The 18,076-nt window shown below is 68.2% G+C and carries 18 protein-coding genes; 6 read left to right on the plus strand and 12 right to left on the minus strand.

The features are described 5' to 3' along the window. Nucleotides 1-33 precede the first annotated feature (33 nt). The 7 genes from ACAM57_RS24765 to ACAM57_RS24795 are packed head-to-tail and all read right to left on the minus strand — an operon-like array spanning nucleotide 34 to nucleotide 6,991. Nucleotides 34-363: an L-rhamnose mutarotase gene (locus ACAM57_RS24765; RefSeq protein ID WP_369659313.1), complete on the minus strand. Its 330-nt coding sequence runs from the start codon at nucleotides 361-363 to the stop codon at nucleotides 34-36. Nucleotides 364-393: 30 nt separating this feature from the next. Then, a complete protein-coding gene (locus tag ACAM57_RS24770) occupies nucleotides 394-1,170 on the minus strand; it encodes an SDR family oxidoreductase (protein ID WP_369659314.1) in 777 nt (258 codons plus the stop codon). A gap of 25 nt (nucleotides 1,171-1,195) precedes the next feature. Beyond that, nucleotides 1,196-2,473: an L-fuconate dehydratase gene (locus ACAM57_RS24775; protein ID WP_369659315.1), complete on the minus strand. Its 1,278-nt coding sequence runs from the start codon at nucleotides 2,471-2,473 to the stop codon at nucleotides 1,196-1,198. A 32-nt stretch (nucleotides 2,474-2,505) separates the two neighbouring features. Then, nucleotides 2,506-3,462: an ABC transporter substrate-binding protein gene (locus ACAM57_RS24780; RefSeq protein ID WP_369659316.1), complete on the minus strand. Its 957-nt coding sequence runs from the start codon at nucleotides 3,460-3,462 to the stop codon at nucleotides 2,506-2,508. Nucleotides 3,463-3,520: 58 nt separating this feature from the next. After that, nucleotides 3,521-4,561, minus strand: a complete 1,041-nt coding sequence (locus tag ACAM57_RS24785; RefSeq protein WP_369659317.1) for an ABC transporter permease — start codon at nucleotides 4,559-4,561, stop codon at nucleotides 3,521-3,523. Between the two features lie 28 nt (nucleotides 4,562-4,589). Beyond that, complete coding sequence (locus tag ACAM57_RS24790) at nucleotides 4,590-6,107, minus strand: sugar ABC transporter ATP-binding protein (protein ID WP_369659318.1); 1,518 nt, start codon at nucleotides 6,105-6,107, stop codon at nucleotides 4,590-4,592. Next, nucleotides 6,104-6,991 (minus strand): amidohydrolase, encoded by an 888-nt coding sequence (locus tag ACAM57_RS24795; RefSeq protein ID WP_369659319.1) that lies wholly within the window; start codon nucleotides 6,989-6,991, stop codon nucleotides 6,104-6,106. Before ACAM57_RS24795 ends, ACAM57_RS24790 begins: the two co-directional genes overlap by 4 nt. Before the next feature lie 161 nt (nucleotides 6,992-7,152). Between ACAM57_RS24795 and ACAM57_RS24800 the strand changes: the two genes are divergently transcribed. Beyond that, nucleotides 7,153-7,968 (plus strand): IclR family transcriptional regulator, encoded by an 816-nt coding sequence (locus ACAM57_RS24800; RefSeq protein WP_311736981.1) that lies wholly within the window; start codon nucleotides 7,153-7,155, stop codon nucleotides 7,966-7,968. Here ACAM57_RS24800 and ACAM57_RS24805 read toward each other — a convergent pair whose 3' ends face one another. Continuing rightward, nucleotides 7,969-8,406 carry a helix-turn-helix domain-containing protein gene (locus ACAM57_RS24805; RefSeq protein ID WP_369659320.1) on the minus strand — a complete coding sequence of 146 codons (438 nt, stop codon included), beginning with the start codon at nucleotides 8,404-8,406 and terminating at the stop codon, nucleotides 7,969-7,971. An 87-nt stretch (nucleotides 8,407-8,493) separates the two neighbouring features. On the opposite strand from ACAM57_RS24805, the gene ACAM57_RS24810 reads away from it, so the two are divergent. Together ACAM57_RS24810 and ACAM57_RS24815 are read left to right on the plus strand one after the other, a co-directional pair. Further along, nucleotides 8,494-9,357 (plus strand): class I SAM-dependent methyltransferase, encoded by an 864-nt coding sequence (locus ACAM57_RS24810; RefSeq protein ID WP_369659321.1) that lies wholly within the window; start codon nucleotides 8,494-8,496, stop codon nucleotides 9,355-9,357. After that, on the plus strand, nucleotides 9,350-9,838 hold the full coding sequence (locus tag ACAM57_RS24815) for a DUF2938 domain-containing protein (protein ID WP_369659322.1): 489 nt from the start codon (nucleotides 9,350-9,352) through the stop codon (nucleotides 9,836-9,838). Before ACAM57_RS24810 ends, ACAM57_RS24815 begins: the two co-directional genes overlap by 8 nt. A 7-nt stretch (nucleotides 9,839-9,845) precedes the next feature. On the opposite strand, the gene ACAM57_RS24820 is transcribed toward ACAM57_RS24815, so the two are convergent. Next, nucleotides 9,846-10,859 carry an SLAC1 anion channel family protein gene (locus ACAM57_RS24820; protein WP_369659323.1) on the minus strand — a complete coding sequence of 338 codons (1,014 nt, stop codon included), beginning with the start codon at nucleotides 10,857-10,859 and terminating at the stop codon, nucleotides 9,846-9,848. Between the two features lie 108 nt (nucleotides 10,860-10,967). Between ACAM57_RS24820 and ACAM57_RS24825 the strand changes: the two genes are divergently transcribed. The 3 genes from ACAM57_RS24825 to ACAM57_RS24835 are packed head-to-tail and all read left to right on the plus strand — an operon-like array spanning nucleotide 10,968 to nucleotide 12,954. After that, entirely contained in the window at nucleotides 10,968-11,921 is a 954-nt protein-coding gene (locus ACAM57_RS24825) for a GlxA family transcriptional regulator (RefSeq protein WP_184636701.1), read from the plus strand. Nucleotides 11,922-11,940: 19 nt separating this feature from the next. Beyond that, nucleotides 11,941-12,477, plus strand: coding sequence for a GrpB family protein (locus tag ACAM57_RS24830; RefSeq protein WP_369659324.1), 537 nt, complete (start codon nucleotides 11,941-11,943; stop codon nucleotides 12,475-12,477). Between the two features lie 54 nt (nucleotides 12,478-12,531). Then, on the plus strand, nucleotides 12,532-12,954 hold the full coding sequence (locus tag ACAM57_RS24835) for a hypothetical protein (protein ID WP_126023232.1): 423 nt from the start codon (nucleotides 12,532-12,534) through the stop codon (nucleotides 12,952-12,954). A 10-nt stretch (nucleotides 12,955-12,964) separates the two neighbouring features. On the opposite strand, the gene ACAM57_RS24840 is transcribed toward ACAM57_RS24835, so the two are convergent. The 3 genes from ACAM57_RS24840 to ACAM57_RS24850 are packed head-to-tail and all read right to left on the minus strand — an operon-like array spanning nucleotide 12,965 to nucleotide 18,074. After that, entirely contained in the window at nucleotides 12,965-13,942 is a 978-nt protein-coding gene (locus ACAM57_RS24840) for a tripartite tricarboxylate transporter substrate-binding protein (protein WP_369659325.1), read from the minus strand. A gap of 32 nt (nucleotides 13,943-13,974) precedes the next feature. Further along, complete coding sequence (locus ACAM57_RS24845) at nucleotides 13,975-15,342, minus strand: hypothetical protein (RefSeq protein WP_369659326.1); 1,368 nt, start codon at nucleotides 15,340-15,342, stop codon at nucleotides 13,975-13,977. Beyond that, nucleotides 15,339-18,074 (minus strand): tannase/feruloyl esterase family alpha/beta hydrolase, encoded by a 2,736-nt coding sequence (locus ACAM57_RS24850; RefSeq protein WP_369659327.1) that lies wholly within the window; start codon nucleotides 18,072-18,074, stop codon nucleotides 15,339-15,341. Before ACAM57_RS24850 ends, ACAM57_RS24845 begins: the two co-directional genes overlap by 4 nt. Nucleotides 18,075-18,076: the final 2 nt, after the last annotated feature.

An 18,076-nucleotide genomic window follows, 5' to 3' on the forward strand; every position in this document is an offset into this window, starting at 1 on the left:
ATACCGATCCCCGATCAAATTTGAATCTTTTGATTACAAACAGAATATCCGCGTCATCGCAGTCCATTTCTCGCCTTCCGGCGTCCATGGCGTGGGCGCCTGGAACTTCCACATCAGCTCTTCCCATTGCCTGATCTTCGGGTCGCTGCGCGTGGCAAGCGCCATCGCCTCGGGGTCGTGGCGCGCATCGTCGGTTTCCATCAGCATCACCATGCGCGTGCCGAGGCGATGGATTTCCATGGCAGTCACGCCATGCGCCTTCAGGTGTTCGCGCACCTCGGGCCAGATATCGCGGTGATAAGCCTCGTATTCGGCGATCAGCGCCGGGTCGTCCTTCAAATCGAGGGCCAGGAAATGGCGCATGCACAGCTCCAGGAAAAAGCTTCGAGACGATCAGGTCAGTGCCCGGTCCAGATGCGTGTATCCGCCATCCACGAACACCCATTGCCCCGTGGTGTGCGAGGCGCGCTCCGAGAGCAGGAACACGACGTTGTCCGCGATCTCCTCGGGCGTGGTCATGCGGCGGCCCAGCGGGATTTTGTCGGTGATGTCGGCCAGCTTGCGGTCGGGTTCGTCGAAGGCGGAAATCCAGCGCTGGTAGAGCGGCGTCATCACCTCGGCCGGGATCACCGCGTTCACGCGCACGCCGTCTTCCAGCAACGAAGCGGCCCATTCGCGCGTGAGCGACAGCTGCGCGCCCTTGGCCGCCGTGTAGCCGCTGGTGTTGCCCTGTCCCGTGACGGCCGTCTTCGACGAGATGTTGACGATGGCGCCCTTGCTGGCCTTCAGGTGCGGCAGGCAATGGTGCGCCATCACGTAGCAGTGAATGAGGTTTCGCTCCAGCGATGAAACGAAGGCATCGCGCCCCGCCTCGAGCCCCACGCTGTCGTTCACGCCCGCGTTGTTGACCAGCCCGTCGATGCGGCCGAACTCGGCGGCCGTGTCGGCAATGGCCTTGACGCAGGCGGCCTCTTCCATCAGTTCGAGCTGGAAGAAGCGCGTGCGAGGCTGCAGCTTGCGCAGCGCTTCCTCGAAAGGCGCATCGAGCGGGTTCTTGCCGAAGATCACCGGCACCGCTCCTTCCTGCGCCAGCGTCATCGAGATGGCCGCGCCGATGCCGCTGCCGCCGCCGGTGACGATCACCACCTTGTCCTTCAGATGCAGGTCCATGCCTGTCGATGCCTTTCCTTGCTGTCTATCCCTTGAAGCGGTACTGCTCCAGCGACTGCGGCTTCATCGTGATCGAGAAGCCCGCGCCCTTGGGCGGCATGTAGGCCGCGTTGCGAACCTCGCAGGGCTCCACGAAATGCTCGTGCAGATGATCGACGTACTCGGCCACCCGGCCCTCGCGCGTGCCCGAGATGCAGAGGTAGTCGATCATCGACAGGTGCTGCACGTACTCGCACAGCCCCACGCCGCCCGCGTGCGGACACACGGGCAACCTGTACTTCGCGGCCATCAGCATCACCGCCAGGATCTCGTTCACGCCCCCCAGCCTGCAGGCGTCGATCTGCACCACGTCGATGCCGCCGCGCATGATGAACTGCTTGAACATGATGCGGTTCTGGCACATCTCGCCCGTGGCCACCTTCACCGGCGCGATGCCCTCGCGGATCCTGCGGTGGCCTTCCACGTCGTCGGGGCTGGTCGGCTCTTCGATGAACCACGGCTTCGCGAAGGCGAGCTGCCGCACCCAGTCGATGGCCTGCCCCACTTCCCACACCTGGTTGGCGTCGATCATCAGATGCCTGTCGGGCCCGAGCACTTCGCGCGCCACCTTCAGGCGACGGATGTCGTCCTGCAGGTCGCGCCCCACCTTGAGCTTGATGTGGCTGAAACCCGCGTCGATCGCCTCCTGCGCGAGCCGCCGCAGCTTCTCGTCGGGGTAGCCCAGCCAGCCGGCGGAGGTCGTGTAGCAGGGGTAGCCCTCGGCCTTCAGCGTGGCGATGCGTTCCTGCTTGCCCTTCGATGCTTCGCGCAGCAGTGCGAGCGCCTCGTCGGGCGAGATGCAGTCGGTGATGTAGCGGAAGTCGATGCAGCGCACCAGTTCCTCGGGCGACATGTCGGCCACCAGCTGCCACACGGGCTTGCCTTCGGACTTGGCCCAGAGATCCCACATCGCATTCACGATCGCGCCGGTCGCGAGATGGATCGCGCCCTTGTCGGGGCCGATCCAGCGCAGCTGGCTGTCGGAAGTCACATGCCGCCAGAAGCGCCCCATGTCCTCGGCCACCCATGCAAGGTCGAGCCCCACGACCAGATGCCGCATCGCCTCGATCGCCGCGCAGCAGATCTCGTTGCCGCGTCCGATGGTGAAGGTGAGCCCATGGCCCTCCAGCCCCGGCTGGTCGGTCTCGAGCACGACGTACGCCGCCGAGTAGTCCGGATCGGGGTTCATCGCATCCGAGCCGTCCAGATGCTGCGAAGTGGGAAAGCGCACGTCGAGCACGCGCATGGAGCGGACGATGGTCATGGGTTCCTATGGGTTCATTCTTCGCCTGCGGATCAGTCGTACAGCACAGCCGCGATCTTGGGATCGGCGATGTTGGTCTTGTCGTACCAGAAGAAACCGGTGTCGACGATCTTCGGCAGCTTCTCGCCCTTGACGGCCTTCACCGCCATCTCGACGGTCTTGTAGCCCATGCCCACCGGGTTCTGCGTGATGGCCCCGGCCATGCTGCCGTCCATGATCGCGTTCTTCTGCTGCTTGCCGGAGTCGTAGCCGATGATCACCACCTTGCCGGTGCGCTTCATCTCCTTCACGCCGTTGACCACGCCGATGGCCGAGCCCTCGTTGGCGCCGAAGATGCCCTTGAGGTTGGGCGACGCCTGCAATATCGACTTGGTGATCTCGGTCGACTTCAGCTGGTCGCCGCCGCCGTACTGCACGCTCACGATCTTGATGTTCGGGTAAGCCGACTTGATGCGGTTGACGAAGCCGTCGCGCCGGTCCACGCCGGTGCGGCTGGTCTGGTCGTGCACTACCAGCGCCACCTCGCCGCTCTTGCCGATGAGCTCGGCCATCTTGTCGGCGGCCAGCGCGGCGGCGGCCTTGTTGTCGGTGGTGGTCGTGGTCACCGGGATGTCGCTGTCCACGCCCGAGTCGAAGGCCACCACCGGGATCTTCGCGGCCTGCGCCTTCTTCAGCAGCGGAATCGCGGCCTGGCTGTCGAGCGCGGCGAAGCCGATGGCCTGCGGCTTCTTGGCGAGCGCGGCCGAGAGCATGTCGATCTGCTTGTCGACCATGGCCTCGGTCTCGGGGCCTTCGAAGCTCACCTTCACCTTCAGGTCCCTGGCGGCCTGCTCGGCGCCCGACTTCACAGCCTGCCAGAACTGGTGCTGGAAGCCCTTGGACACGAGCGGGATGTAGATCTCCTGCGCCTGCTGTGCCTGCGCGAGTGCCGACACACCGGCAAGGGCCGCGCCCAGCGCGCAAGCGACGACTGTTCTTCTCTGGATCATGCGATGTCTCCTGTGGTTGTGGGGAACGAACGGATCGGGATCGGAAACGGGCGGGAGTTCAGCGCGCCTTGCTGCCGCTGCGGCGGCGCAGGATGTCGGCGTACACGGCCAGGATGATGATCACGCCCGTGACCACCGTCTGCCACTCCTGCGCCACCGAAAGAATGCGCAGGCCGTTGGTGAGCACGCTCATGATGAAGGCACCGATGATGGTGCCCACGATGGTGCCGGTGCCGCCGCTGAGCGAGGTGCCGCCGATGACCACCGCCGCGATGGCGTCGAGCTCGTAGCCCTGCCCGAGCGCCGGCTGCGCCGAGTTCAGCCGCGATGCGATCAGCAGGCCCGCGATGCCGCAGATGCTGCCGCTCACCGTGTAGACCACGATCTTCCAGAAGTCGGTGTTCACGCCCGATAGGCGCACCGCCTCCTCGTTGCTGCCGAGCGCGAAGGTGTAGCGCCCGAGGATGGTCCTGTTGAGCACGATGCTCGCGGCCACCGCCACTAGGAACAGGATCAGCACCGCGTTGGGAATGGGCAACGAGGGCACGATGTCGCCGATCAGCGAGTCCTGCGAGATGGCGGTGAAACCCGGCGTGTCGTTGAAGTAGATCGGCTTGGTGCCCGAGATCACCAGCGACAGGCCCTTGAGCAGCATCATCATGCCCAGCGTCGCGATGAAGGGCGGGATCTTCAGCTTGGCGATCAGCAGCCCCGAGACGAAGCCGCTGAGCGCGCCGAAGAAGATGGCCGCGCAGACGCCCAGCCACAGCGGCATGCCCATGTAGGTGAGCACCACGCCGGTCATGACGGCGCAGAAGGTCATCAGCGTGCCCACCGAGAGGTCGATGCCCGAGGTGATGATGACGAAGGTGCAGGCGATGGCGAGCACGCCGTTCACCGCGGTCGACTGCAGTATGCCCACGAGGTTGTCGGCCTGCAGGAACTGCGGCGACGCGAAGCTGAAGAACACCATCAGCGCGACGAGGCTGGCGAAGGCCAGCAGCTTCTGCCGCGTGGCGGGGCGCAGGAGCCTGTCCTTCAGCGTCTTCGGCGAGAAGCCCGCTGCGGTGGCTGCGGTGGTCACGGTGGGGGTCGTCAAGGGGAGTCTCCAGTCGTGTCGTGCGTGGTCAAGGGGCGGCGTGCGCGGTCTCGCGCCGGGTGGCGAGCTGCATGATCCTTTCCTGCGAAGCCTCGCGCGCGACCAGCTCGCCGGTGATGCGGCCCTCGCACATCACGAGCACGCGGTGGCTCATGCGCAGCACCTCGGGCAGCTCCGAGGAAATGATGACGATGGCCTTGCCCTGCGCGGCCAGCTCGTTGAGCAGGCGGTATATCTCCGCCTTGGCGCCCACGTCGATGCCGCGCGTGGGCTCGTCGAAGAAGAGCACATTGCAGTCGCGCAGCAACCACTTCGCGATGACGATCTTCTGCTGGTTGCCGCCCGACAACAGCCGCACCTGCTGGCGCACCGACGGCGTCTTGATGCCGAGCTGCCGCACATAGCGCTCACCGGCCGATTCGACAGCCGCCTGATCGATGAGGAAGCCCGCCGACAGGAAGCGCTTCATGCTCGCGAGCGCGATGTTGGTTTCCACGTCCATGCCGGTGGCCAGGCCGAAGTGCTTGCGGTCCTCCGACAGGTAGCCGATGCCGTGGGCCACCGCATCCTCGGGGGAGCGGATCGACACCTTCCGCCCCTGCACGAGGATTTCGCCCGCGTCGATGCGGTCGGCCCCGAACACGGCGCGCGCCAGCTCGGTGCGGCCCGCGCCCATCAGCCCCGCGAAGCCGAGTATCTCGCCGCGCCGCAGCACGAAGCTGGCGTCGCGCACCATCGCGCCCCGGCAGATGCCCCTGGCCTCCAGCACCACCTCGTTGCCCGAGGTGTCGGGCATCTCGTGCCCGGCTTCGGCGAGCTGGCGGCCCACCATCATGGCGATGAGCGCGTCCATCGGCGTCGTCGCCATCGGCACGGTGGCGATGTACTGGCCATCGCGCATCACGGTCACACGGTCGGCGATGCGCTTGAGCTCGTCCATCTTGTGCGAGATGTAGACGATGGCCACGCCGCGCGAACGCAGGCGCCCGATGATGCGGAACAGGTCTGCCACCTCCTCGTTGTTCAAGGCGGCGGTGGGCTCGTCCATGATGAGCACGCGCGAGTCGAACGACAGCGCCTTGGCGATCTCCACCATCTGCTGCCGTGCCACCGTGAGTTCGCCCACCGGCGTGCGCGGGTCGAGCTTGAGGTTCATGCGCTCGAAGATGCGCTGCGCCTCGCCGCACATGGCCTCCTCGTCGATGAAGAGGCCGAAGCGACCGCGCGGCTCGCGGCCGATGAAGATGTTTTGCGCGGCGCTCAGGTGATTCATCAGGTTGAGCTCCTGATGGATGATGCCGATGCCCAATGCCTGCGCGGCGCGCGGGCTCTCGATGTCCACGGGCCGGCCGTCGAGCAGCACCTCGCCCGAATCCTTGCGGTAGACGCCCGCCAGCACCTTCATCAGCGTGGACTTGCCCGCGCCGTTCTCGCCCATGAGCGCATGCACCTCGCCGGGCAGCAGCTCGAACTGCGCCCTGTCGAGCGCGCGCACGCCGGCGAAGGACTTGCTCAGGTCGCGAATGGTGACGATGGGTTGCGTCATGAGGGGTCCTGAATCGACGCCAGGCCGTAGAAGCGCTGGGCGGTGCCGTGCCACACCTCGGCCTGCTCGTTGGGAGAAAGGCCGCCGATGCAGGCTTCGCTCACCGCGACCCAGCCCGCGTAGTCGCCGGCCAGCGTGAGCACGGGCCAGTCGCTGCCCCACATCAGGCGCGCCGGGCCGAAGACTTCGAGCAGGTGCTCCCACACAGGGCGCACCGCCTGTGCGAAGGCATCCGCATCGCGCTGCATCGCGGGCCGCGCCTCGGTCCACAGGCCCGAGAACTTGCAGCAGACCTGGGGCAGCGCGGCCATGGCCGCCATGTCTTCGCGCCAGCGGGCGAATTCTTCGCTGCCGTGCGCGCCCACCGGCGGCTTGGCCGCATGGTCGATCACCATCGGCAACTGCGGCCAACGCTTCGCGAACTGCAGAACCCACGGAAGGTGACGCGGGTTCGCGAGCGCGTCGAAGCGCAGGCCGAGCTTCAGCATGGCGTTCACCGCATCGGGATGCGGGCGGCGCGCGATCCAGTCGTCGTCGGGCAGATCCTGCAGCATCGGCCGCACGCCCTTGAATTTGGGATGCCGCGCCATCCGCTCCAGCGAGGCGGCGGCGTCGGGCCGGCTCAGGTCGACCCAGCCGACCACGCCGCCGATCTCGTCGCGGCTGCCCGCGAGATCGAGCATGAAGTCGGTCTCGGCGTGGGAATCGGCGGCCTGCACGAGCACGGTCCGGCTCACGCCGTGGGCATGCAGCAGCGGCTGCAGGTCTTCGGGCATGAAGTCGCGCAGGAGCGGCGCCAGCGCGGGCACGTCGGCGCGCAGCCACGTGTAGTCGCCGCGCGCGGGCCGCCAGAAGTGCTGATGCGAGTCGATTCGCTGGATCATTTCGGGTCGCGGGCAGCGCCTGGCTGCCGAACGCCTTGCCTCTCTAGTCCATTTGTGAATATAGTATTTACATACGAACTTTCAGCGTCAAGCGCGCTTCATGGGTGCTTTCCCGTAAAACGAAACTTGCAAACGACGATCCTTGCTGTTGAAATTCATTGGTGAACAAATCGATTCAACCGGACATCCTCGGCAAGCCCGCCGAAGAGCAGGAGCAGCAGGACCGCTACCGCGCTCCCGCGCTCGACAAGGGCCTGGACATCCTCGAACTGCTTGCCGACCAGCCCGAAGGCCTGACGCGCGGCGAGATCGTGAAGGCGCTCGACCGCGGCCCCAGCGAGATCTACCGCATGCTCGAACGGCTGGTGGCGCGCCAGTACGTGCTGCGCTCGCTGGCGGGCGACCGCTACAGCCTGAGCCTGAAGATGTTCGACCTGGCGCACCGCTATCCGCCGAACCACCGGCTGGTGACGCAGGCGCTGCCGGTGATGGACCGCTACGTGAAGGAGGCCGAGCAGTCCTGCCACCTGGGCGTGTACGACCGGGGCAACGTGCAGATCGTGGCGCAGGTCAACAGCCCCGCGGCGAGCAGCATGACGGTGCGGCCCGGCACGCGCGTGAACCTGCTGGACACCGGCTCGGGCCAGGTGCTGCTGGCCTGCGAGTCGGAAGAGCGGCGCCGGCAGATGCTGGCGGAGCACGTCGCGCTCGACGGCGAGGTACAGATTCCACCCGACGAGCTGGAGCACATGCTCGAGGCCGTGCGCGCCACCGGTTACCGGCAGCGCGAGAGCATGCAGTACTTCGGCGTGATCGACATCTCCTGCCCCATCCTCGGGCCGCACGGGCATGCGCTGGCGGTGCTCACCACGCCGTACATCCGGCGCATCGACCGGCACGCGATTCCGTCGCTGGACCGCGCGCGAGAACTCATGCTGCAGGCCGCGCGCGATCTCTCGCTGCTGGCGAACGCCTGATCAGCCTGCCGGCGGAGGCTGCTGCTTCTTCTTTTTCTCTCTGCGGCCGCCGATCGCCCCCGACGCCGCGGCGCCAAGAATGCGCCGGAAGGTCGGGCACTCCATGTGGCTGGGTGCGCGGCAGACGGCCGCATGGCGCAGGCCATCGCGCATCGCGCTCAAGTTGCGGATCGTGCGGTCGAGCTCGTCCGCCTTGGCATTGAGCATCACCCGGTCGATGCGCGGCTGCCCGTTGGGGCCGAACATGCGCGCGATCTCGTCGAGCAAGAAACCGGCGGCGCGGCCCAGCGCGATCAGCGCCAGCCGCTCCAGCACGCCTTCATCGAATGTGCGCCGCAGGCCCTGCCGGCCGGTGGAGGCGATCAGCCCCTTCTCGTCGTAGTAGCGCAGCGTGGACGCGGGCAGGCCGGAGCGTTTGGCCACTTCGGCGATATCCATGTGCTTCCTCCTCCTCTTGACTTCAAGCCGGCTTGAATTTGCATAGTGCGGCTTCCGCCTCGTGAAGGCAAGCAAGAGGAAACGATCATGGAGAAAACCATGCACCCCGCCACGCAAGCGGCCGGCGACGCACAGGCCCGGCTCTGGAACGGCCCGGCCGGCCACGCCTGGGTCGATGCGCAGCAAACGCTGGACCAGCTTTTCGGCCCGCTGGAGAAACTGCTCGTCGAGACGGCCTGCGCCGCTCCCGGGAGCCGCGTGCTCGACGTCGGCTGCGGCACCGGCGGCACCACGCTGGCCATCGCGCGAGCAGTGGGCGGCGGCGCGGAATGCACCGGCATCGACATCTCGCAGCCGATGATCGCCGCCGCCCGCGTCCGTGCCGGGCGCGAAGGAATCCCCGCGCGCTTCATCTGCGCGAACGCGCAGACCCACGCATTCGAGCCCGCGGGCTTCGACAGCATCGTCTCGCGCCTTGGCGTGATGTTCTTCGACGACCCCGTGCGCGCCTTCGCCAACCTGCGGCACGCCGCGAAGGACGGCGCGGGGCTGAGCTTCGTCGCATGGCGAAGCGCGGCCGAGAACCCGTTCATGACGACCGCCGAACGCGCAGCCGCGCCGCTGCTGCCGAACCTGCCGCCCCGGGTTCCGGGCGCACCGGGCCAGTTCGCCTTCGCGGACCGCGAGCGGGTGCAGGCCGTCCTCGAGGAAAGCGGCTGGCACTGCATCGACATCCGGCCCGTCGACCTGCACTGCACGATGCCCGAGAAGGATCTGATCGGCTATCTGAGCCGCCTCGGTCCGGTCGGCATTGCGCTGCTGCAGGCGGATGAGGAAACGCGCGCCCGGGTCATCGACACGGTGCGCGCCGCCTTCGAGCCCTGCGTGCATGGCGACGAGGTCCGGCTGACCGCCGCCTGCTGGCTGGTCAAGGGGCGTGCCGATGCCTGACACGACGAAGCTGCTTGCCGGCGCGGTGTTGATCGGCACCGGCGCCACCGCGCTCATCGATCTCTGGGGCGTCGCCCGCAAACGCCTGCTCGGCGTTCCATCGCTCGACTACGCGCTGGTCGGCCGCTGGCTCGCCTGGCTGCCGCGCGGGCGCTTCTTCCACATGCCGATTGCCACCACGCCGCCCGTGCGTGGAGAACGATTGCTCGGCTGGGTGGCGCACTACGCGATCGGCATCGCATTCGCGGCGGTGCTGCTCGCCGTCTGGGGCCATGGCTGGCTGCTTGCTCCCACGCTCGGCCCCGCAATGCTCATCGGCATCGGCAGCGTGGCCGCTCCCTTCTTCGTGATGCAGCCGGCCATGGGCGCCGGCATCGCCGCCAGCCGCACGCCACGGCCGGCCATCGCGCGGCTGCACAGCCTGGTCACGCACGCGGTCTTCGGGCTCGGGCTCTACGCGACCGGCCGGGCCCTGGCCTGAGCAAAGCTCAGGCGAAGAGCTTCCCGTTGAGCGCGATCCGCACCGTCTTCACCGTGAGCACCGCCAGCGCCACATTCAGCGCAGCCAGCAGCACGATGGCGATCGCCCAGAGCGGCTCGCTCGGATGCGACTCGGCGTACTTCAGCGCGGCGTTGGCGAGCGCGGCCATCGGGAAGCCGATCGCCCACCAGCCCGGTGCGAAACTGGCGCCACGGCGGAACACCTTCGGCGCGACCACCGCGAACATGAAGAGGCCGAAGTAGAAGAGCAGCGAGGCAAAGCGATCGATCTCGCCGACGATGTTGGTGTAGGCCAGGAAGCCCACCGCGAAGGGCGCCACCAGGATCATCAGCGACGGCTCCATCGCGGGAGCGAGCGGGTCGCGATGCACCAGCCGGCCGATGATCATGGTGAAGAGAACGAGCGCCAGCACCACGCCGATGGCGCTGGCAGCCAGGTTGGCCTCGGCCGCCCAGGCCATCGGCATGTGCGCACCGGTCACGGGAATGTCGAGCGTGGCCACGCCGGGGATGATCCACGCCGGCACCGCGAGCGAGGCATCCACCTGCCCCTTCAGCAGCCGCGACAGGCCGGCGAAGCTCAGCGCGAAGGTCGCCAGCAGCCCGATCGTCCACGCGAGGTGAGCGAGGGGTGCGCTGTACGGCGCGATGACGGCCGACAGCAGCAGGATGGAGATCGCGATGGTGCCGAAGAAGTTGCCCGCCACCGGATGATGGAACTCCGCGTGCACCGCCTGCGGATGCCTCACCAGCTTCGTCAGGTAGCCCGCCGCGATCAGCACGAACACGCCCAGCGCGAAGGCCCCGATGGCTTCGCCGACGATGGCCGGCGCGCCCAGGCTCTCATGCGCGAGCCGCCATGCGAGGGCCAGCCCGGAAAAGCCCATCACGGAGGCGAAGAGGTTGACCGGGAGGTTGCGCACGGAGGCTTGCGCGCGCGGCGCAACCGCGGCGACCGATGAAATCACCGGGGAGGAAGGGTTCAGAGCCTGGTTTTGCATGTTGTCGTCCTTGGCTGGATTTGCATTAGTGTGTATTTTCCGCCAGACTACCGAAGCCATTTCCGCCAACTCACGGCGTTTTCAGCCAATCCCCGGACCTTGTCTGCCATGCGTGTCGCCATCCTCGCCTTTCCCCGTTTCCAGCTGCTCGACGTGGCCGGCCCCGCCGACGTCTTCGCCGAGGCATCGCAGCAGCTGGGCGACCCGCGCGCCTATCGCGTCCAGGTGATCTCCAGCGGCGAAAGCATGCTCAAGAGCAGCGGCGGGCTGCGGCTGGGCGTCGATTCCACGGTGGCCACGCATCGCGGCGCCATCGACACCCTGCTGGTCGCCGGCAGCCCCCGCGTGGAAGACATGGCGGCCGACACGCAGTTGCAAGAGTGGCTCAGGCGCCAGGCGCGCACCGTGCGGCGCTACGGCTCGGTGTGCAGCGGCGCCTTCGTGCTTGCCGCCAGCGGGCTGCTCGACGGCAAGCGCGTGGCCACGCACTGGAAGCTCGCGGGCCAGCTCGCCTCCGACTACCCGCTCGCCAGCGTCGAGTCGGACGCCATCTACGTGCGCGACGGCCAGCTCTTCACCTCCGCCGGCGTCACGGCCGGCATGGACCTCGCGCTGGCCATGGTGGAGGAAGACCACGGCCGCGACCTCGCGCTGAGCGTGGCGCGGCAACTGGTGATGTTCCTCAAGCGCCCCGGCGGCCAGAGCCAGTTCAGCGCCCACCTGGCGGCCCAGACCTCCGAGCGCTCCAGCATGCGCGAGGTGCAGGACCACGTGCTCGCGAACCTCAAGGACGACCTCTCCGTGCCCGCCCTCGCCCAGCGCGCCGGCATGAGCGAGCGCAACTTCGCGCGCATCTTCCGCAGCGAGACCGGCACCACGCCGGCCGAGTTTGTCGAGAATGCGAGGATCGACGCCGCCCGCCGCATGGCCGAGGAGTCGGACCTGCCGGCCAAGCGGCTGGCCGACGCGGTGGGCTACGCGAACGTTGACGGCTTCAGGCGTGCATTCGGCCGCCGCCTGGGCGTGAGCCTCGTGGAGTACCGCAGGCGCTTCGCCAGCTGACGACACACCGGAGCGACCCATGAAGATCGAGCCATTCGACGAGGGACTGGACCAGCGCAACATCGTCGCCTACGACCCGGCGTACGCCGAAGTCTTCGCCGCCGCGCGCGAGTACGTTCAGGCACGGCTGCCCGGCGTGGAGCTGGTGCACATCGGCAGCACGGCCATCGCCGGCCTGCGCGGCAAGCCCATGATCGACACGGCCGCCATCACCACCCGCGAGAACCTGCGCGAGGAGCAGGCGCAGTTCGAGCGCATCGGCTTCCACCGCCGCCCGGTCTGGGTCGACCGCGACGAGAAGCCGTATGTCTGCGGCTCGGTGCTGCACGCAGGACGGCGCTTCAATATCAACATCCACGTCTGCCACCGCGGCGATCCGGTCCACAGGGATTCGCTGGCCTTCATCGGCATCCTCGAACGCCGCCCCGACCTGCGCCTGAAGTACGAGCAGGCCAAGGACCGCGCCCACGCGGTCGATCCGGCCAATCCCCAGATATACAACCGCCAGAAAGAGGCTGTAATCAAGGAAATCGAGGCCCAGATTCCCAGGGAGTAGCCGTTCCAGCGCCGCAGGAGGCCCGAAGAGGCCTGTGCACGGAGGTGAGTCCAGATGTCCGCTGCCATGTTCGCCGCCCTGTTCTTCACGGTGGCGCTGCTCGTCACGACGGCCTACTTCATCATGGGCTCCATCCCGCTGCTGGTGCTCAAGCACGACACGCCGCTGGACGCGCGCTTCGTGCGCGGCTTCTTCAACATCTACTACGTCGCCGCCTTCATCACCGCGAGCGCGACGGCGGTGAGCTTTGCCTCCGCGGGTCGGCTGGGCATCGCGGCCGGCGCCGCGGCGCTGGCCGCGATCGCCGTCGTGCTGCGCAAGAAAGTGATTCCGAAGATGGACGCGCTGGGCACGCAGATCCAGTCGAACTACATGGACGCGATCCCGGGGTTCCGCAGAACCCACGTGGTCGCGATCCTGATCAACATCGCCCAGCTGGTGGCGATCGTCTGGACGCTGATCGCCGTGGGGCGGTAGCTTGCGGCTCTCAGTCGGCGTAGACGCCCGCCGCCTTGATCACGGGCGTCCATTTCGCGATCTCGTCGATCACGAACTTCTTGTGGCCCGCCGGCTCGACGCGGCCGTCGGTGGCCACCACGGCGCCGAGCTGTTCCTCGCGGTGGATGAAGTCCGGATCTTTCAGCGCGACCTTGAGTGCGTCGTTGAGCTTCTTGAGCACCGGCGCGGGCGTGCCCTTGGGCGCGTACAGGCCGTGCCAGATCGTGACCTGGAAGTTCTTCAGGCCGGCCTCGTCGAGCGTGGGCAGGTCCTTCAACAGCGGCAGCGCGAGCCGCTTCGACGTGGTGACGGCGAAGGCCTTCACCTTGCCGCCCTGGATGTGCGGCGTGGTGTTGGTGGTCTGGTCGCACAGCAGGTCGATCTGGCCGCCGATCAGGTCGGTGATGGCGGGCGCGGTGCCCTTGTAGGGCACCGGCGTCATCTCGGTTTTGGTGGCACTCTGGAAGAGCAGGCCGCACAGGTGCGAGGCCGAGCCCACGCCGGCGTTGCCGAGGTTGATCTTGCCCTTGTTGGCGGCGATCCAGCCGCTGAGCTCCTTGTAGTTGGCGGCCGGAATGCTGGGTTTGGAGATGAGCGTCATCGGCACGTCGTTGACGATGCCCAGGTACTCGAAGTCGGTCTCGACCTTGAACGGCACGTTGCGCACCAGGCTGGGCACGGTGGCCATCGCGATGTGGTTGAGCAGCAGCGTGTAGCCGTCGGGCGTGGCGCGCGCCACCTTGGCCGCGCCGATGGAGCTGCCTGCGCCGGGCACGTTGTCGATGATGACGGTGCTGCCGCCCAGCGGCTTGCGCAGCGCCTCGGCGAGGTCGCGCGCGACGCGGTCGGTCGGGCCGCCGGCCGCGAAGGGCACGACGATGGTGACGGGCTTGCCGCCCGGGAAGTCCTGCGCATGGGCAGCGACGGCGGCAACAGCGATCGCCGCGAGGGCGAACAGTTTCTTCATGGAGTCTCCGTGAGGTTGGATTGAAAAATGGTTCAGGGCGCGCGCGGCGGCACGCGGCTCTCCAGCGCGGGCGGCTGCCATGCGGGCCGGAAGTGGCAGCCGTTCCTGCCGTCGGTGTCGTAGCGCGGCATCAGCGTCTTGCAGCGTTGGGCGAGGCCCTCGGGCGTGGGCTTCTCGCCCTTGTCGATCCAGTCGAGCAGCGCGGCGAAGAGCGCGGGGTACTCCGAGTCGCTCAGGTAGCTGTGCTCGCGCTCGCTGCTGAAGCTCTGCACCAGCAGGTCGCCGGTGCCGGCCGCGTCGCGGATGCGGCGGTAGGAGTTTTCGAGTTCGACGAAAGCCGTGGGATCGTCGATGGCATGCAGGCCCACGGTGGGCAGCGCGGTGCGGCCGGTGGGCTGGCTGTCGGCTGCCAGCGCGCCCTTGGCCTGCGGATCGGCCGCATAGCGCAGCACGCCGGCATTGAGCGCCGCGTCGTCGGCCGAGCCGCTGTAGACCACGCCGATGTTGCCGAAGGGGTTGCGGCCTTCCAGGCGCTTCTGCACCAGGTCCTGGAAGAGCCACGTCGCCCAGCTCAGGTGGCTCACCAGCGAGCGCTCCTGGATCTTCACGACCGAAAGAATGGTCTTCAGCCGCGCCGCCTGCTCCGGCGTGCGCTGCGCGGCGGGCAGGCCGACGCCGGTGCACTCCTTCACGCGCGCGGCGAGGTCGGCGCGCGTGAGCTTCGAATCGAGCGGCAGGCCCATCCACAGCGGGTACTGCGGCTCGTCGGGGCGCGGATGGTTGCGGCAGACGTACTGGTAGACCACGCGCAGGTCGAGCCGGAAGTCGTAGGCGCTGTTGCCGCCGCCGAGCACGCCGCTGGTGAGCAGCAGGCCGTCGTAGGGCGACTTCGCGCCGCCGGCCGGCGCATAGAGCTCCGCCGCCTTCGCCGCCACGCCCGCGCCGTAGCTCTGACCGTGCAGCAGCGTGCGGTGCGGCTGGCCGAAATGGCGCACGAAGATCCGGCGCAGGCGCTCGGTGTCTTCGGCCGCCATGGTCACGCCGTAGCCGCCGCGCCTGTAGGTGGAAGCGGCCCACGCATAGCCGGCCTTCACGGTGATGGCCCAGCGCTTGAGGTCTTCCTCGCTGCGCTCCAGCTTGGGCGGTCCGGTCTCGGGGCCGCCGTGGGCGTGCATCACGAGCACGCGGCCGGCGTCCTTCGCCCAGTCCTTCGGGATGGCGATCCAGTAGAACGAGCCCGCGCCGTCCTCACCGGTGTAGCAGCGCGCAGACTCGGGCACCGGCGAGGGGCAGGCTGCCGCTTTCGGGCCGGCAGGAGCGGCGTGGGCTTGCGCACCCGATACCGCACCGAGCAGCGCGAAGGCGGTGGAAGCCGCGAGGCTGGAAAGTCGCTTTTTCAATGGCGTACTCCGAATTCGAGCGCCGCCTTCGCCGTGTCGGTGGAGACGAATGCGAGGACGCCGCTGTTGAAGATGAAATTGCCCGGCCGGCCGGCATCGGCCTGCGCCACGCCGAGCACGGGAGTGTCGTAGTTCAGCGCGGCCGCCGCGCCGCCGAGGTTGAGGCCGGTGCCGGCCACCGTGGCATCGTGGTTCTCGCCCTTGACGCTGACCAGCGCGTAGCTGCCGTCCGCCGTGCCGCTGACCAGGCTCTGCTGCAGGCCGTACACGCGCATGCCCATGTTGGCCGCCGATTCGCGTACCAGGTGCACCGGCACGGCGACGCCGTTGACCAGGCCGATGACCATCGAGCCGGTGAGCGTGCCGCCGGTGGTCACGGCGCTGCCGGTCGGCGAAGTGGTGTACAGGTCGAAGGCGCCGCGCGTGCCGTTGTAGGTGATGTAGCCCTTCTCGGTCTGCGTGCAGCTCGCGTCGTAGGTCATGAAGGCGCCGCTGACCGGATCGCGGCAGTACTGGAAGGTGCCCGCGTTGCGCAGCCGCACCGACGACGCATGCGCCGCCGTGCCGCCGGTCCCCTGCTGCACGCCCACGGCGTTGAAGATGTTCGCCACCGGGTTGAACACCGTCGGCGTCGCCGCGTTCTGGAAGGCGTTCTGGAACGCCAGCAGCGGAGCAAAGCCGCCACCGCTCGGCGCATTCACGCCGCCCGAGAGCACGCCGCCCGCGCCGAAGCTGAACACCGCCCCGCTCTCCGCGCTGGCATAGCTGCAGTTGCCTTCCGACACCAGCGTGCCGCTGCGCACCGTGCCCGCCGTGCGCTGCAGGCTGGCATCGATGGTCACGGTGTAGGCCATGGTGGCCGGGTCGATCTGCACGCGCAGCTCCTCGCCGAAGCTGTCGCCGCCCTTGTAGGTGGTGACGGCCGCGGGCAGGTTCGGGCAGGCCAGCGGGTCGCCGACCTCGGTCACGCAGCTGTAATTGACGGCCGCGTCCAGGCTGCCGCTGCCGCGGTACTTGGGCCAGGCCGGGAACAGGCACAGCGGGCGGGTGCGGCCGTAGGTCCCGGCCACCGCATCGACCGCGACGCCGGTGGCGGGCGCGAGGCCGTTCTCCACCCAGCCTTCGAGCGCGGCGAGCGAATCCCAGTTGGGAATGAAGCTGCCGGTGCCGTGGCCCATGCCGGGCACGGTGTAGAAGCGCACGCTCTGGTCGACCGAGGCCTGGCCCACCGTGGCGACGAGCTGCCTGTAGTAGTCGATGGTCGAGTTGGGGCTGATCACCTCGTCGGCCAGGCCGTGCAGCATGATGAGCCGGCCGCCGTGCGCGAAGAAGGGCGCGAGGTTCGGGTCGGTGGCGTCGGTGAGATTCGACACCTCGGTCACGCGCGCCGCATAGCTGCCCGGGTCCAGCGGGTCGAAGGTCAGCGTGTCGAAGTTGGCGATGCGGGTGACGAAGAACTTCACCCACTGGTCGCCGGTGACGTACATGTTGGCGTCGGCCGAGGTGGCGGGGTTGGCCGGCACCTTGCGCGTGCCGAGGTCGCGCGTGGTGAAGGGGCCGGCCACCAGCGCGCCCTCGAGCAGGTTGTAGCCCCCTGCGCGCTTCACGCCATTGGCCAGCGCGTAGGTCGTGAAGTCCAGCGGCGATTCGATGGCGCGCACGGTGTCGAGCTGCGCGTCCGAAAGGCAGGTGTCGCCCGTGTCCGCGCCGCCGCTGCAGCGCAGCGAGGCCAGGATCTGGCTGTTCAGCAGGCGGCAGCTTTCGACATTGCTCACGATGCTGTCGGCCGCGCCGTCGAGCTTGTCGCAGGCCTGCATCGCGGCCTTCTGCACCAGCAGCGTCTTCGCCACGTTCATCCAGCCGGCGCCGCCGTTGTTGTAGAGCGCGCGGCCCACGGCCACGTTCGACAGGCGCGTGCCGGTGTAGTTGAGCGCGGGCTCGTTGGCGATCACGCCGTCGTAGTCCAGCGGCCAGCGCTGGATGTAGCTCAGCGCGTCGCGCCCGCCGGTGGAGGTGCCCAGGAAGTAGGCGTGCTTCGGCGCCATGCCGTAACGCGCGAGCACCAGCGCCTGCGCCACGTCGCGCGTCTTCTTGAGCGAGTTGCCGCCGTAGTTGGCGAGCTGCTCGTCGTTGGCCGCGAACTTGCCGTCGGTGATGCTGCCCGACTGGTGGCCCGAGTCGTCGCCGTAGGTGGCGTAGCCCAGCGCAAGCGGCGCGGGCTTGCCGGCGGGACCGAAGCGGATGACCTCGGTGCCGTCGATGAGCACGCCGTCGAAGCCGCCGCCGCCGAAGTGGATGGTCTTCTGGTTCCACTTCTCGGGCAGGTTGACCGCGAAGTTGATGGACTGCGAATTGGGGTCCACCGGCTGGATGGTGCCGCGCACGCGGCAGTAATCGCCCAGCGTGTTGCCGGCGTCGCTCGCGGCGACCGGCGTGGCGCTGGTGACGGTGGCGCCCTGCGTGGGCAGGCTGATCAGCGAGGCCGGCAGGCTCCGACCTGCGAGGTCGGCGCAGGAGACGACCGGCTGCACGGGCGGAGGCGGCGGGTTGTCGGGTGGGTCGCCTGCCGGTGGGTTGTCGCCGCCGCTGGCGGGCGGCGTGCTGGTCGGGGGCAGGAAGGCGAAGCCGCCGCCTCCTCCCCCGCCTCCGCCGCCGCAGGCGGCCAGGGCCAATGAGATGCCGATCGCGCTGGCGACGGCGAGGAACTTCGATGCAGGGCGCTCTTTGCGCATGG

The sequence above is a fragment of the Variovorax sp. V15 genome, assembly GCF_041154425.1.
GTDB classification, from domain to species: domain Bacteria; phylum Pseudomonadota; class Gammaproteobacteria; order Burkholderiales; family Burkholderiaceae_C; genus Variovorax; species Variovorax guangxiensis.